This window comes from Candidatus Zymogenus saltonus (assembly GCA_016929395.1).
In the GTDB taxonomy this organism is placed as follows: domain Bacteria; phylum Desulfobacterota; class Zymogenia; order Zymogenales; family Zymogenaceae; genus Zymogenus; species Zymogenus saltonus.
This window is the reverse complement of record JAFGIX010000091.1, coordinates 1-14,466: the sequence shown is the minus strand read 5'-3', so window position 1 is coordinate 14,466 and position 14,466 is coordinate 1. Positions and strand designations below refer to the sequence as shown.

Sequence of the window (14,466 nt, the reverse complement as noted above, 5' to 3'; positions counted from 1 at the left end):
TGTCATTCCCAACCCGATTGGGAATCCAGAAAAATATCAAGCTGGATTCCCGTTTTCACGGGAATGACATATACGCTGTCACTCCCGGCTTGATTGGGAATCTATGCTGTCATTCCCAACTCGATTGGGAATCCAGAAAAATATCAAGCTGGATTCCCGTTTTCTAAGGGAATGACAAACACCGCCTCATTCCCCACCCCTCTAAGTTCCCGCTTACGCAAGAATGACAGAATAGCTGTTTTGCCGGCCTCCCGTTTTCCAAGGGAACGGCTCACGTCTTTATCTCCGGGGTCTCCGATAATCGTATTCCCGGGGGATCGATACAAGGGAGTAGTTTTTCGCGAGGACCCTTCCGTCCTTCTTGACGATGAAGTAAACCGAGGTGGTGCCGGGCAGGCGCCCCCTTATGGAAAAGGGTTCATCGGGCCTCCAGCTTCCCTTCGGCTCGATCTTGTCTATTACCATCCACCGAAAGGGGACATCGACGCCTCTTGTAGGATTTACCGACACATCGAGGGTAAGGTTTGTCAAAGGCTCGTCCGTGACGTTGACGACGGAAAAATATATCGTCGTGGGAAGGCCGACCGACGTAAATGCGAGGTAATTTACGACGTTCACCCTGACGATCGGGGGGTCGGTCGTGCCCCAGTTGTCGACCGTCGCACAGGATGCAATCAAAATAACGGCAAATACAAAAACAAGCCTAAAAAGCCGTACTACCCGTCTCTTTGAGATTATCTTTTTCATGGCATTAATTATACAACGGACAAATCGGAAAGTCAAAAGGTCTCCCTCAATTTTCCTTATGATATTCGTTGACATCCTGTTAAAATGAGGATAGATTCTAAAACAAAAAAACGGAGGCCGATTGATGTATTTTGCCGGAGTGGACCTCGGCTCGCTGACCGCAAAGGCCGTTATAATAGAGGACGGGGATATCGCCTCCCGCATCGTCTCCCACACGGTTATGCCCACCGGCTACAACAGCGTCGAGATTTCCAACAGGGTGATGGACGAATGCCTGAAAGGGGCGGGACTTTCCCGGGAGGACATCGCCTTTACCGTCTCCACGGGATACGGGAGGGTGAATGTCCCGTTCGCCGAAAAACAGGTGACCGAGATAACGTGTCACGCCCGTGGGGCTAATTACCTCTTCCCAAAGGCGAGGACGGTAGTGGATATCGGCGGGCAGGATTCCAAGGCAATGTCGATAGACGATGTGGGGAGGGTAAAGGACTTTGTTATGAACGAGAAGTGCGCCGCGGGAACCGGAAGGTTTTTGGAGGTGATGGCCCACGCCCTGGAGGTGGATCTCGACGCCTTCGGCAAGCTCTCCCTTACCTCGAGCAAGCCCGCCAAGATATCGAACATGTGCACGGTATTCGCCGAGTCGGAGGTAATCTCCCAGATCGCACGGGGGCTCCCGAAGGAGGACATCATCGCAGGCATCCACGACGCCATAACGAGCAGAATTGCCTCGATGGCAAGGCGGGTCCCCATCGCCGATGAGGTCGTTCTGACCGGCGGCGTGTCCAAGAACATCGGGGTTGTAAAGGCCCTCGAGAAAAACCTCGGCCACGAGATCCACATCTCGGAGCTCTCCCAGATAGCGGGGGCGCTGGGGGCCGCCATAATCGCCGGGGAGACAGTGAAAAGGGAGGAAGCCTGAGGCAATATTTATCATGGATCGACGGCAGGTACCGCCTCTCTCATAAAAAAACCATCAAATTAACATTTGCCTTTAACGGAGTCAGGGGATGAACAGGTGCCCATGGGCGGGGTCTGACCTCATGATTAGATACCACGACACGGAGTGGGGGGTCTTCACCCTCGATGACATCGCCCAGTTCGAGCACCTGAGCCTCGAGGTGTTTCAGGCTGGCCTTAGCTGGGAGACTATCCTGAAAAAGCGGGAGACGCTAAGAAGGCTTTTTGCGGACTTCGACCCTGAAATCGTCGCCCGGTTCGACGAGGCGAGGGTTCAGGAGATACTCAAAGACAGAGGCGGGATAAGGAACGAGCGGAAGATCAGGGCGGTGATCAACAACGCCGTGAGGATCTTGGAGATAAGGGAAAAACAGGGCGGCCCCTTCGGCCGCTTCCTCTTCGAGAGCTTCGGGGGCGAGGTAAAAATCAACAGCTTCAAGAAGATGGAGGAGCTGCCTCCAAAGACGGCCGTCTCCGAGTATTTGAGCATAAAGCTCAAAAAGCTGGGTTTTAATTTCGTCGGCCCAACGACGATATATGCCCACCTGCAGGCGGTGGGCTTCGTGAACGACCACATCGTGGACTGCTTCAGGTGGAGGGAGGTCCAGGCGGTCTATCCGAAGTGATTGAATTTTGTATTGAACAACCGCGCCGTCACCGAGCGGCTTGATTTTCGATTATGATCTTGTTAGAATATCGGGCAATACCGTTCAAGGGCTGTTTATCATGACCATAAGGAAAACGCTCAAGGGAAAGCGGAAGAAGATCATCGAGATAGCCGAGAGGCACGGGGCGCACAACGTCCGCGTATTCGGCTCCGCTTCCAGAGGGAAGACGAACGAAAAAAGCGATGTGAACTTCCTCGTGGACTTCGATGAAAAAACCGGCCTCTTTGATCACATAGCCTTTATCCACGAGCTTGAAGACCTGATCGGCATGAAGGTGGACGTGGTAACTGAGAATTCTATTTATTGGCTTATTCGCCGCAGGATATTGAAGGAAGCGAACCCACTATGAAAAATTACGATAAAGACCCCAGGTTGTATTTGGCGATGATAAGCGATCGCATCAGGAGGCTGGAATCCTATACATCGGGCGGAAAGAAAGTCTTCCTTTCCGATCAGATGATTCAGGACGCCGTAATGCATAATCTTGAAATCATCGGGGAGACCGTAAAGCTTATACCAATAGAATACAGGGATAAACATCCTGAATTGCCGTGGAGAAGCATGGCCGCCCTCAGGGATATTCTTATCCACAAATACAACAGCATCGCATTGCCGGAAATCTGGCAGTTGATAGAGATAGAGCTCCCCCCGGTAAAGGCGGCCATAAAAAACCTGATCCCGTCGTTGGAGGAGCTCGAAGAGGAGTTTGCCGGGGAGCCCGCCGAGAAAAAGGGCGGCTGATTTCTTTCGTGCTTTGCGCTTCCGACGCCGGAGTTGTGGTTGCCGTGACTTGTTGTTAATCAGATCGGGTGGAGTTGTGAGATAGGGTTAATTAAAAACCCTGATGTAACCGGGGCCTGCAAAGTAATAATAATTTATTCAAGGAAGTTTAATAAGTTGAAGGTTTGAAATAATTAAAAAGTATTTTATAATGAGTTAAAAAATGGAATGGGTGCCGGTAATATTTGGATTTTTAGGATTATATATATCGGTAAAATATTTTGGTATATCGGAAATATCTATTGTTATATCGGGAATATTCGGATTTTTAGGATTTGTCATCGCAGGTTTATCCCTCCTATTTTCATATATGGAAAGAAGGGCTCCGCTTAGGAATGCACTTTATAAAAAGCAAATTGAGATTTATGAGGAGATTATTGATAATATAGATGAACTCTATAACCTATTATATACTTTTCTTACCAAATCAGAAAAAGATCAAAATAATTTTAATTCTGATTTTTTTGCAAAAAAATCAGTCAATTTTATTGAAAAATTTCATCAAAAATATGAAAAGTGGATTCTATTTTCTCCAAATGAAGTAATTGATTCGATTAAAGATAATATAGATATTTATTTTGAAATTTTTGATTATACTAATACTCATCCAAAAAGAATAACTAAAAAACAAATAGATGTATTTAAAGATAGTATTTTAGCAAAATCAAATATTGTCACAAAGAATATAAAAAATGCATTAGGAACAGTCCCTTTGAGCGATGAAAATCAAAAGATGCTTGGTAAAATGAAAGAAAAGTTCAGAGAGCAAATAGAGCAGAAATAGACCCCCCCCTACAACTCCTCAATCCCAAAGACCTTAATCGTATTCAGCGCCGCCGCCTCCATCAGCTTCTCGGGGAAGTCGCCCCGAATCTCCGCCGCCGCCACAGCCGTGTACCTGACGTATGCCGGCTCGTTTCTCTTTCCCCGAAACGGCGCCGGCGTCAAGAAGGGCGCGTCCGTCTCGAAGAGGATCCTGTCGGTGGGCAACCTCTTCACAACGTCGTGGAGCTGCTTGGCCTTCGGGAACGTCACCACGCCGGGGATCGAGATGTAAAAGTCGAGGTCGAGGCATTTCCTGGCGTACCCCCAGTCGCCGGAGAAGCAGTGTATGATGCCGGGGGTGTAGTCGCCCCTATTTTTCGTGAGGACCTCCAGGACCTCGGCATTGGCATCCCGGTCGTGGATTACGATGGGGAGGGCGGTCTCTCCGGATAGGTCGAGGAAGGAGTGAAACGCCTTGTACTGTCTGTCCACCGGGGAAAGCTTCCTGAAGAGATCGAGTCCCGTCTCGCCGATCCCGACGACCTTCTTTCTGTTCGTAAGATCCCTGATGCCTTCGATCGTCCGCTCCGTCACCGCCTTGGCGTCGTGGGGGTGAACGCCTACGACCGCATAGATATTGTCGTTGGCCTCGGCTATTTGAACCGCCTTTTTTGAGGAGTTAAGGTCAAAGCCTATCGTCACTATGCCGGTAAGCCCGCCGGCGCCGTCCTTAACGTCGGCGAAGGCGCGCTCTATCACGGCAACTCTGTCGCCGTCGAACTGCGGAAGGTCGAGGTGGGCGTGGGAGTCGATCAGCATCAGGTGAGTCTCTTTCCGTGGGAGACATCCCTGTCTGCGGTGATGAGGGAAAGCCCCCCCTCGTCGTCGCTCACGGCGAGTATCATTCCCTGGGATTGAATCCCCATAAGCTTTGTAGGCTTGAGGTTGGACACGATCACGACCCTCTTTCCGACCAGGTCGCCCGGGGAGTAGTGTTTCCCTATTCCGGCAACCACCGTGCGTTCCTCCCCGATATCGACGGTAAGCTTTACGAGCTTGTCTGATTTCGGGACGGCCACAGCAGTTTTTATGAGGCCGAGCCTCAGGTCGACCCTCTTGAAATCATCGATGGTGATCAGGCCGCCGGCTTCGGCCTTGGCCTTGCGCCCCTTGATCCTCCACCATCTCATCTTTTTACCCTTCTCCAGGTGCTCGGCCACCCCCATCCCTTCGTGGAGTTCCCCCTTCGCCTTTTTCTCAAAACCTATCTCGAGCTCCACTCCCGGTCCGCTCTCCTTCTCCTCCTCCTTCGCCTCGTCGGCTCCCTTCTCCCTGACTATCGTCTCGCTCGGATCCACCCTCGGAAACAGCTGGGATGCGGGCATGACTTGTGCGCCTATGGGAAGCCCCCCCCAGCTGGAGAGCTCATCGATGTTTTTATGGGCGAAGTCCGCCCTGACCCCTATCATGGTGAGGATCTCCTCGGCGGCGTTCGGCATGAACGGGATGATCAGCGTCCCGACAAACCTCAGCGATTCAAGAACGTTGTACATGACTCTTGCGAGACGACCGCCCTTTTCCTCGTCCTTGGCGAGCTCCCAGGGGGCGTTCTCAACGATATAGCGGTTGCACTCCCCGACGAGGTCCCAGACCGCCGCGAGGGCCTTGTGGAAGGCCAGCTCCTCCATGAACTTTTTGTACTGGGGCAGGACCCTCATCGCCGTGGAGACCAGCCTGTCGTCCGAGGGATCGCCGGAGCCACCGGGTGATGTGATCGTCCCGCCGAAATATTTGGCGGTCATGGCAAGGCTTCTGCTGACGAGGTTCCCTAGATCGTTTGCGAGGTCGGCGTTTATCCTCCCCACCAAACCCTCCTCGGAAAACGAGGCGTCAAGCCCAAAGACCATGTCCCTCATCAGATAGTAGCGGAATGCGTCCAGCCCGTACTTGTCCTTCAGCGAGAGGGGCGTCACAACGTTTCCCAAGGATTTGCTCATTTTAGACTCCTCCACGTTCCAGTAGCCGTGGACGTTGAGGTGTTTGTAGGTCTCCATCCCCGCCGCCTTGAGCATCGTGGGCCAGTAGATTCCGTGGGGCTTTAAAATATCCTTTGCGATGAGGTGCTGGGCGACGGGCCAGTATTTTTTATAGCCGTCGCCGTCCGGAAATCCGATGCCGGTAAGGTAGTTTATCAGGGCGTCGAACCAGACGTAGGTGACGTACTTGTCATCAAAGGGGAGCTCTATTCCCCAGTCGAGCCTCGACTTCGGCCTCGAGATGCAGAGGTCTTCGAGGGGCTCCCTGAGAAAGGCCAGGACCTCGTTCTTGTAACGCTCGGGGCGGATGAAGTCGGGGTTTTTCTCGATGTGCGTAATAAGCCAGTCCTGGTACTTGCTCATCTTGAAGAAGTAGTTGGACTCCTCGATATACTCCGGCTCCATCTCGTGGTCGGGGCACTTGCCGTCAACCAGCTCCCTCTCCATGTAGAACCGCTCGCAGCCGGTGCAGTAGAGGCCGCCGTAGCTGTCGAAGTATATATCCCCGTTGTCGTAGACCTTTTTGAGTATGAGCCGCACCACCTTGACGTGATCGGGATCGGTCGTCCTTATGAAGCGGTTGTTCGAGATGTTCAGCTCCGGCCAGAGCGCCCTGAACAGCCCGCTGATCTCGTCGGCGTACTCCTTGGGCGAGATCCCCTTTTCGTCCGCGGCCCGCTTTACCTTGTCGCCGTGCTCGTCGGTGCCGGTGAGAAAGAAGGTGTCGTAACCGGAGAGCCTCCTGTATCGGGACAGGACGTCCGCTACGATCGTCGTATAAGCGTGCCCGATGTGGGGCTGGGCGTTGACGTAATATATCGGTGTAGTAATGTAATATTTCTTTTCGTCGGTCGTCATCTACATCACCCTTTGTCTTAAATGAACACTATAATAAAAAAACGTGACCCGACGGTCATCCTCTCCGCTGATCTATAAAAGGATTCAGTGAACCTCTCTCTGCATAAAATTGCATCATCCGGCGGTTGAGCTTTCTTTTCTTCTGGGCTTTGATCGTCTGAACGGTATAGGCCCCCCATCTTTCCCCATCCTTCCCCCATCCTCCCATACCTCCATCACATGACGACCCCACCGGGCTCAACCGTTTTTGAGGCAATCGATCGGCACCTCCCTCTCCTCGCCGTCTTCCATCTCCACGGTAACGCTGTTGGCAAGGACATTTTGGCGTATCACCTTTCCCTTCCCTTCGTTTGTGACAACCCTCTTTCCGATCTTCGGCATGTCCTCCTTCAGGTCGAGATAAGTATCGTATTCGTACTTCAGACAGCACATGAGCCTCCCGCAGACCCCCGATATCTTGGACGGATTCAGGGAGACGTTCTGGTCCTTGGCCATCTTGACGGAGACCGGCTCGAAATTGGTCAAAAAGGTGTTGCAGCACAGCTCCCTGCCGCAGGAGCCGATCCCCCCGACCAGCTTGGCCTTGTTCCTGACGCCTATCTGGCGCATCTCGATTCGGGTCCTGAACTTGGATGCGAGGTCCCTCACCAGCGCCCTGAAGTCCACCCTCTCGTCCGCCGTGAAGTAGAATATCACCTTGCTCCCGTCGAAGAGGTGCTCCACGTCCACGAGATACATATCGAGCATATGTTTCTCGATGCACGACTTGCAGAATATCTTGGCCTCGCACTCCCTCTCTTTGTTCTCCTCCTCCTTCTTTATATCATCTTCAGACGCAATCCTGAGGATCGGCTTCAGCGGGATGTCATCAGGCAGCTCCTCCACGTTTCTCGGAGGCACTACGACTGTTCCCATAACCAGGCCCCGCTCGGTCTCCACGAGGACCCTTTCCATAATGTTCAGGTCAAAGCCCTCCGCATTGAAGCGATATATTTTACCTGCACCACGAAACCTGATCCCCACAACTCTTTTCATATCAATCCAGCCCGAATCTTTTACAACTACATTAGTCCGCCGCTAAAAAAAGTGGCGAGAGATTCAAATCAATCTAAAAAATCTCAAGCTTTCGCGACAACGATTAACAAATCTCACGGTTTTGTCAGACCTTTTCAGATCGGCTTGCTTCAACCGCCTCATCTTTGTTTGTCTTTCAAACAAAGACCAATCCATTACCCGAAAAACCATCTTGGTTCGATACCCAACAACACTTTAAACGACACGATCCCCCTTCGGACAACTACCGAACTCCTTATCGCCCACTCTTTCGATACCCATGTTTCAGCTCGGTAAGCCTTATAAAGAGCATCAGAAAGGCCAGGCGCATATTAATATTTGTGCCCCTCATGTACAGGTCGGATATCTCCTCCGTCGACTCCACGCTTTTAATGAGGGAGCTTTGATCCACATTCGACCAACCCTTCCCCCATTTCTCGATCAGGTCCCGATTGACGAGGTTTTCAAGACTCCCCGTTGAGTTGTAGACGATGACATCCCTGTACCAAAGCTTCAGGATATCAAGGACTTCGGGGATCGAGTTCTTCAGCTTCGAGACCTTCTGGGACAGGTCATCGGCCGTTTTTGGGTCGTTCAATCTCATCTTGGACAGGGCCCCTATCAAATCCTCCCTGACTCCGAGAAACCCCCCCCTTATCATCGACTGGGCCCTGGAGACGCTGCCCCTGCAGAACCTCGATGCCTCCTCCTCGCCGTTTGCCACGCCCTCCCTCCGAATGATCCCGACTACATCCTCGGGGGAGAGGGGCGAGAACCTCACCCTCTGGCACCTGGAGATTATCGTCGCTGGGAGCCTAAAGGCTCTCGACGTAACCAGTATGAAGTGGGTCCCCTTCGGCGGCTCCTCGAGGGTTTTCAGGATCGCGGCGGAGGCCCCGTCGCTCATCATATCGGCCGGATCAATAATAACGACCCGGCCCTCTCCGTAAAATGGACGGTAGGCCAGTATCCCCTCTATCTCCCTGATCTGCTCTATCAGGATCTTGGCCCTCCCCTCCTGTATTCCCACCGTTATCAGGTCCGGGAAGACGCCGGACTTAATCCTCATGCAGGGTCCGCACCCGCCGCAGGGGACTGCCCCCTCTCCCTTGCATAAAAGGGCGGCGGCAAACCGAGCCGCAACAAGTCCCTTTCCGACCCCCTCGGGCCCGGAAAATATCATCGCGTGGGGCACCCTCTTGGAATCGAAGAGTCCGGACAGGACGTCCGCCGCCCTCCCCTGTCCCCTTATATCGGAAAAATCTATCATCCGCCCTCGGTAAAATCAACCAAGTGACTGCATTGACATCCAATCGGTTGGTGCCGAAAAAACTGGGGCGACCCTTAATTTGCGGGGGGACGGGATGATTTTGAGGAGTGAAAAACCTTTATCTAATCCCCTTTACAAAATTCCCGTAATGGAATCTCAATCGAAAAAGGGGTATTTGAAATACCTGACGCCCCACTCCCAACCCCCCAACAATCCAACACTCCCATACCTCCCCAATCCGTACGGACCACCTGCCCTATGCCATGATCACCACAACATGATTTAAAGAATGCCCATAAGCCAAATTGAAAAACAGGCCCTCGCCATCCGCCCAAACAAATTAAATCGCCTCGATTTTGGCAGTCGTTCCTCAACCTCCTGCACAACCAATCCCCTCCTTCCCTTCAATATAAACAGGCGCCCCCTCCCCAATATCAATCGACCGACCTCCCCGGAATATCAATCGACCGCCCCCTCCCGAAACCGCCGACCAAACAAATCCCATCCCCCCAATATACTGACCCCACCCAAATATCAACCAACCAACCGCCCCCCCTAATATCAACCAACCGACCCCCCACTCGAAGCCGACACCCCAAACCTCCTACTCAGCTGATACCCAACCCCCCTCAATACTAATTGGCTGACCGACCGCCGTACTACCCGTTACTTGGAGGTGATGGTAAAGTGCGCTCTCCTGTTCTTCGCCCAGGCGGACTCGTTATGCGCGGGATCCAGGGGCATCTCTTCCCCGTAGCTTATAGTCTTTAGCCTCGTGGAGCTTATGCCGATGCTGACCAGAAAATCCCTGGCGCTCCTCGCCCTCCTGTCTCCCAGGGCGAGGTTGTACTCGATGGTGCCCCTCTCGTCGCAGTGGCCCTCTATCTCGACGACCGCGGTCGAGTTTGTCTTGAGCCACGTGGCGTTCGCCTTCAGGATTTCCTGGGCCTGGGGCGTCAAAGAGGATTTGTCGAACTCGAAATTAATATCGTTGAGCCCGTAGAGCCTTCCGTCAAGCCCCTCCCCGGGTATCGATGTATCCTCGAGCCCCCTCCCGGTCCCTATATCCTCATACCCCCTCCCCTTGCCCTTACCTGCGCAGGAGACGCAAAAGAGGCCGACAGCGGAGATAAGCACCAATAACAATATATATTTCAAGTATCTGTTGACATGTCCGGTCATATCTATCCTCCAATAATCCGTATAATTGTCTTAATTTATCTTAATTTTTTGATACAATCAACCTTTTTTTGGTCAAGGACCTATTTTCTCACTTAAAATTGACTCTTCCCGACCAGGAAGGGGAAGAACAATTCCCTCCGACATCCGGTATTTTGGTTTGATCCGAGCCGTCGACCCTCATCCAGTAGATCTCCCCTCTGTCGCTTCTCGTCGTAGAGAATGTGATCAGCCTGCCGTCTGGTGACCAGGAGGGGTCCTCGTTATCTCCCCGGCCGCCGGTAAGCCTCATGTTCTCGGTGCCGTCGATGTTTATGACGTAGACCTCGAACTTCCCCAGAAACGCCCCCACGTAGACTATCTTGTCACCCCTGGGCGACCACTCCGGAGACGTGTTGTATCCGCCGGAGTAGGTGAGCCTCCTCACGCCGCCGCCGTTGGAGTTCATGATGTATATCTGCGGTCCTCCGCCCCGGTTGGAGGTGAAGGCTATATATCTCCCGTCAGGGGACCAGCTCGGGCTTACGTCTATATTGTTCCCGCTGGTGAGCCTTCTCAGCGAACCCCCGCTTTCCGAGATGGTGTAGATATTCGGGTAGTAGTCCCTGTCCTTGCTTGAGGTAAAGGCGATCGTCGCTCCCCCGGGGGAGTAGGCGGGGCTGATATTTATCCCCTCATATCCCGCGATCAATCTATCGTTGAAATCCGTAACGTCAACGGCGAATATCTTCGGACGCCTCTGCTTGAAGGAGCAGTATACGATTTTTTCTCCGTCCGAGGACCATGCGGGGGAGAGGTCGATGACCGTGTTTCTGGTGAGCCTGAAGGAGTTATTGCCGTCCACGTCCATGTAGTAGATCTCCTTTCTCCCGTGGAGGTCTGTGACGTAGGCGATTCTCGATTGAAAGATCCCCTTCTCGCCGGTGAACTCCATCATCATGTCGTCCATGAACTTGTGGATCATCCGTGAGATATGGTCTCTCGATCCCCGGTATCTCCTCCCCCAGATTCTCCGCTTGTTTACGGTGTCGAAGAGATATATCTCCACCATGAGCGACTCTCCCAAAACCTCGTATCCCCCCTTGATCACCGCCTCCGCGCCGACCCTCCGCCAGATGTCGTAATCCGTTTTGTCAAGTCGTTTTCCGCTCTCCGGATTCGGGGTGTAGAGCCCGGGGTCCACTACCGTAAAGATGCCCGCCATATTGAGATCGTCAAGAAGCGCATTTCTCGCCCCCCTCTCGATCTCGGAAGACACCGCCCCTCCGAGGCTTATGAAGTCCGGGGTCGCCAGCGGGAATTTCCTGAAGCCGGGGGCGTCGATATCGATGTATACCTTTCCGGGCGCCGTGCCCCCCAAAGGCAGAATAAGAAAGATAAAAACAACAACAGAAGAAAGAGAAATTTTAAACCACTTCATTTATTCAAAACTTCCTCGAATGAAACCTGATACCAACATCCATTGTATTTTCCCTGTATTTTTCCGGGAGCGGCGGCAGGGGATTCGCCATCCTCACCGCCCTAAGCGCGGTCTCGTCGAAATAGTCGTCCCCCGAGCCCTTCTCTGTCCAGACATCTATAATCTTGCCGTCCTTTTCGATCCGAATACCGAGAACCGTCTCAAGGTCTTTTTCGAGCAGCTCGTCCGGAACCGACCATCCGGCGCGGACCCTCTTCCAAAGCTCCTTGTAATAGGCGGAAAACTCGGCGTCCGGAATCCCCATCCCGCTCCCCCCCGGCGTGTAGACGTTGCTCGTCCCGAAGGGACTGCCGCCGCCCGGCTTCCCGGACTTCGGGGGCCTCGTCCCCGTCGGAGTCCTTCCCCCCGGCTTGGACCCGCCGCCTGCCGGGGAGCCGGCATCGGGGGCCTTTGCCAAGTCGCTGTCGTGGCTCTTGAGCTTCTCCTTAGATTCGCGCTCCCTCGCTATCGACTCCAGCTTCTTCCTCTCCTCGTCCAGGGCGACCTTCTTTCTGATCCTCTCTATCGCCGAGTTGAGGTCCGCCGTGGTCTCCTTCTTCACCTCCTCGACCTTCTCCTTCTCCCCCCCCGAGTCCTTCGCCTCCTTGGTTTTGGAAGGCTCCTTTATAGCACCGGCCCCCCCAGTGGCGACCGGCTCCAGGCTGTCCATGCTCTCCTCAACGGCGCTGTTTCCCTCCTCCCCCCCCTCGCCGAAGTCTCCGGTGTATTCCCCCGGGACGAGGCTCACCGAATAGGGTGGGGAGTAGATCGTCATCTCCCTCTTGTCGAACGAGGAGACGCCGAGGATAACGAAGACCGCGACATGAACGAAGGCGGAGAGCGCAATCATCATATAGATGCCCCCCGCGTTTCCGTCAAGTCTCGAAAGTCTGGCCATAAAAATCCCTCCCCTACTTCTCCTCCTCCGCCAACGGCTCCGTCACCATCCCGATGTCCTCGATCCCTGCCTCCCTCAAGGCCGCCATCAACTGGACGACAAGCCCGTAGTTGATCGATCGGTCGGCCTTTAAAAGCACCTTCTTGTCCCAATATTTCTTTATCCGCCTCATCTCGTCGGCTACCTCGCTCAAGGGAATCGGATCGTCGTCGATAAATATCTGCCCCTCTTTGTTTACGGTGATCGTGACGTAGGAGGCCTCCTCCTTTATCGTCTCCCCCTTGACCTGCGGCAGCGCTACGTCAAGCCCCTCGTGAAGCATGGGGGCCGTCACCATGAAGATGATAAGCAGAACCAGCATGACGTCCACAAAGGGGGTCACGTTTATCTCGGAAAGGGTTCTGTATTCCCTCTTCGGAGTCTGCATCTACTTCATCCTCTTTATGTGCCGCTCGACGATATTGAGAAACTCGAACGAGAAGTTGTCCATCTCCGTCGTCAAGACCTTGATCTTGGAGAGATAGTAGTTGTACGCAACGACCGCCGGTATGGCGGCAAAGAGCCCGAAGGCGGTGGCAATAAGCGCCTCCGAGATCCCCGACGCCACGACCCCGATGCTGGCCGAGCTCTTGGCGCCGATCCCCCTAAAGGCGTTCATGATCCCCCAGACGGTCCCGAAAAGCCCGATAAAGGGACAGGTGCTGCCGGTCGTGGCGAGAAAAGTCAGGTGGCTCTCTAACCTCGTCACCTCCTCCATGATGCTCCTCCTCAAAACCCTCTCGATGCTCTCCGCCCCCAGAAGCTCTGTGCTTATGCTGCCGACGTCCCTGACGCTGGGATTTCCCGCCGCATCGACCTTGGCCTTGCCGGCCCTCGCCCCGATCAAAAGGCGGTTGAATTCCTGGTACCCAGCCCGAAATACCTGTGCTATCGGGCTCTTCTTGTATCTCCTCGCCTTTTCATACAGGGTGGCAAGCTTGGGATTCGTCCAGAAGGCGTCCAGAAACTTCCTCGACTGACCCCTGGCCGACATGATGGCGAAAAACTTGTAAAATATTATCCCCCACGAAACCACCGAGAAAAGGATAAGGACAATCATCACTCCCTTTACGACCAATCCCGCTTGGGCTATGGTCTTTAAGATCTCCACCTCCGAAAAGCCGCTGAATAAATCTTTAAATATCTCCATAGATTCCCTAATTTCCCTTAAAAAAATGTCAGCCCCATAAGCTTCACAAACAGCATCATCTACATTTCCCGCCCCCCTCCGAAAACCCCGCTATTCGAGAAATTCCCCATTCCAAATCCGCCCTGACCCCATTAAATATAATTATAAGTAATTTATACATATTTTATTTAATTTTATATCTACTGTCAACAGGATTGTTTTGTAAAAAAGCGCCCCTAAAGGACAAATAAATGCCAAATATTTTTTCAAGTTTCACGGCCTTCATGCACCACTCCTTAACGAAATTGCAGTAACGATTTAAGCTTTTTTGTTTTTACTCTAATGTCGGCCGACGGAATATCTGGTCAAAAATTCGCGCTTCGTGCCCTATACAAAATTAAATTTGTCTCATAAAAATTTTTTTCTTGACAAACTACACTACATATTGTAAAAAATTAACACTGGGCACAACATATTGAGATGGGGCGGTAGGGGGAAATGGCAGGTGGAGGCATCTTGAAAAGGAGACGGGTTGAATGGGTGACGGATGGCAAGCGGAGGCGTCTTGGGTATTTACAAAATGGGCCGATACTGAGTAATTCTAATAGGGACGGGGCGGTAGGGG

15 protein-coding genes are annotated in these 14,466 nt (G+C 52.8%); 5 read left to right on the top strand and 10 right to left on the bottom strand.

Annotation, left to right across the window (positions count from 1 at the left end; all coding sequences use genetic code 11):
• Positions 1-279 precede the first annotated feature (279 nt).
• Positions 280-747: a hypothetical protein gene (locus tag JW984_16920; GenBank protein MBN1574881.1), complete on the bottom strand. Its 468-nt coding sequence runs from the start codon at positions 745-747 to the stop codon at positions 280-282.
• A gap of 124 nt (positions 748-871) precedes the next feature.
• On the opposite strand from JW984_16920, the gene JW984_16915 reads away from it, so the two are divergent.
• The 5 genes from JW984_16915 (at position 872) to JW984_16895 (ending at position 3,939) form a co-directional block, all read left to right on the top strand.
• Positions 872-1,669: a 2-hydroxyglutaryl-CoA dehydratase gene (locus JW984_16915; protein ID MBN1574880.1), complete on the top strand. Its 798-nt coding sequence runs from the start codon at positions 872-874 to the stop codon at positions 1,667-1,669.
• Positions 1,670-1,757: 88 nt separating this feature from the next.
• On the top strand, positions 1,758-2,333 hold the full coding sequence (locus tag JW984_16910) for a DNA-3-methyladenine glycosylase I (protein MBN1574879.1): 576 nt from the start codon (positions 1,758-1,760) through the stop codon (positions 2,331-2,333).
• A gap of 100 nt (positions 2,334-2,433) precedes the next feature.
• Entirely contained in the window at positions 2,434-2,724 is a 291-nt protein-coding gene (locus JW984_16905) for a nucleotidyltransferase family protein (protein MBN1574878.1), read from the top strand.
• Complete coding sequence (locus JW984_16900; GenBank protein MBN1574877.1) at positions 2,721-3,116, top strand: DUF86 domain-containing protein; 396 nt, start codon at positions 2,721-2,723, stop codon at positions 3,114-3,116. The genes JW984_16905 and JW984_16900 overlap by 4 nt, the downstream gene beginning before the upstream one ends.
• Positions 3,117-3,318: 202 nt before the next feature.
• The gene (locus JW984_16895) at positions 3,319-3,939 is read left to right on the top strand and encodes a hypothetical protein (protein MBN1574876.1); all 621 of its coding nucleotides are present in this window, start codon (positions 3,319-3,321) and stop codon (positions 3,937-3,939) included.
• An 8-nt stretch (positions 3,940-3,947) separates the two neighbouring features.
• On the opposite strand, the gene JW984_16890 is transcribed toward JW984_16895, so the two are convergent.
• The 9 genes from JW984_16890 to tolQ form a co-directional block, all read right to left on the bottom strand.
• Positions 3,948-4,739 carry a TatD family hydrolase gene (locus tag JW984_16890; protein MBN1574875.1) on the bottom strand — a complete coding sequence of 264 codons (792 nt, stop codon included), beginning with the start codon at positions 4,737-4,739 and terminating at the stop codon, positions 3,948-3,950.
• A complete protein-coding gene (gene metG, locus JW984_16885) occupies positions 4,739-6,814 on the bottom strand; it encodes a methionine--tRNA ligase (GenBank protein MBN1574874.1) in 2,076 nt (691 codons plus the stop codon). The genes JW984_16890 and metG overlap by 1 nt, the downstream gene beginning before the upstream one ends.
• A 237-nt stretch (positions 6,815-7,051) precedes the next feature.
• Complete coding sequence (locus JW984_16880; protein ID MBN1574873.1) at positions 7,052-7,849, bottom strand: stage 0 sporulation family protein; 798 nt, start codon at positions 7,847-7,849, stop codon at positions 7,052-7,054.
• A 274-nt stretch (positions 7,850-8,123) separates the two neighbouring features.
• Entirely contained in the window at positions 8,124-9,137 is a 1,014-nt protein-coding gene (locus JW984_16875; GenBank protein MBN1574872.1) for a DNA polymerase III subunit, read from the bottom strand.
• A gap of 666 nt (positions 9,138-9,803) precedes the next feature.
• On the bottom strand, positions 9,804-10,319 hold the full coding sequence (gene pal / locus JW984_16870) for a peptidoglycan-associated lipoprotein Pal (GenBank protein ID MBN1574871.1): 516 nt from the start codon (positions 10,317-10,319) through the stop codon (positions 9,804-9,806).
• Positions 10,320-10,407: 88 nt separating this feature from the next.
• Positions 10,408-11,736 (bottom strand): Tol-Pal system beta propeller repeat protein TolB, encoded by a 1,329-nt coding sequence (gene tolB / locus JW984_16865; GenBank protein MBN1574870.1) that lies wholly within the window; start codon positions 11,734-11,736, stop codon positions 10,408-10,410.
• Positions 11,737-11,740: 4 nt separating this feature from the next.
• A complete protein-coding gene (locus tag JW984_16860) occupies positions 11,741-12,673 on the bottom strand; it encodes a cell envelope integrity protein TolA (GenBank protein ID MBN1574869.1) in 933 nt (310 codons plus the stop codon).
• A 13-nt stretch (positions 12,674-12,686) separates the two neighbouring features.
• Positions 12,687-13,100 (bottom strand): protein TolR, encoded by a 414-nt coding sequence (tolR, locus tag JW984_16855; GenBank protein MBN1574868.1) that lies wholly within the window; start codon positions 13,098-13,100, stop codon positions 12,687-12,689.
• Positions 13,101-13,862: a protein TolQ gene (gene tolQ, locus JW984_16850; GenBank protein MBN1574867.1), complete on the bottom strand. Its 762-nt coding sequence runs from the start codon at positions 13,860-13,862 to the stop codon at positions 13,101-13,103.
• Positions 13,863-14,466 lie beyond the last annotated feature (604 nt).

Coding starts and splice junctions, on each gene's coding strand:
- JW984_16920 (MBN1574881.1), bottom strand. CDS start 747: ATGAAAAAGATAATCTCAAAGAGACGGGTAGTACGGCTTTTTAGGCTT.
- JW984_16915 (MBN1574880.1), top strand. CDS start 872: ATGTATTTTGCCGGAGTGGACCTCGGCTCGCTGACCGCAAAGGCCGTT.
- JW984_16910 (MBN1574879.1), top strand. CDS start 1,758: ATGAACAGGTGCCCATGGGCGGGGTCTGACCTCATGATTAGATACCAC.
- JW984_16905 (MBN1574878.1), top strand. CDS start 2,434: ATGACCATAAGGAAAACGCTCAAGGGAAAGCGGAAGAAGATCATCGAG.
- JW984_16900 (MBN1574877.1), top strand. CDS start 2,721: ATGAAAAATTACGATAAAGACCCCAGGTTGTATTTGGCGATGATAAGC.
- JW984_16895 (MBN1574876.1), top strand. CDS start 3,319: ATGGAATGGGTGCCGGTAATATTTGGATTTTTAGGATTATATATATCG.
- JW984_16890 (MBN1574875.1), bottom strand. CDS start 4,739: ATGCTGATCGACTCCCACGCCCACCTCGACCTTCCGCAGTTCGACGGC.
- metG (MBN1574874.1), bottom strand. CDS start 6,814: ATGACGACCGACGAAAAGAAATATTACATTACTACACCGATATATTAC.
- JW984_16880 (MBN1574873.1), bottom strand. CDS start 7,849: ATGAAAAGAGTTGTGGGGATCAGGTTTCGTGGTGCAGGTAAAATATAT.
- JW984_16875 (MBN1574872.1), bottom strand. CDS start 9,137: ATGATAGATTTTTCCGATATAAGGGGACAGGGGAGGGCGGCGGACGTC.
- pal (MBN1574871.1), bottom strand. CDS start 10,319: ATGACCGGACATGTCAACAGATACTTGAAATATATATTGTTATTGGTG.
- tolB (MBN1574870.1), bottom strand. CDS start 11,736: ATGAAGTGGTTTAAAATTTCTCTTTCTTCTGTTGTTGTTTTTATCTTT.
- JW984_16860 (MBN1574869.1), bottom strand. CDS start 12,673: ATGGCCAGACTTTCGAGACTTGACGGAAACGCGGGGGGCATCTATATG.
- tolR (MBN1574868.1), bottom strand. CDS start 13,100: ATGCAGACTCCGAAGAGGGAATACAGAACCCTTTCCGAGATAAACGTG.
- tolQ (MBN1574867.1), bottom strand. CDS start 13,862: ATGGAGATATTTAAAGATTTATTCAGCGGCTTTTCGGAGGTGGAGATC.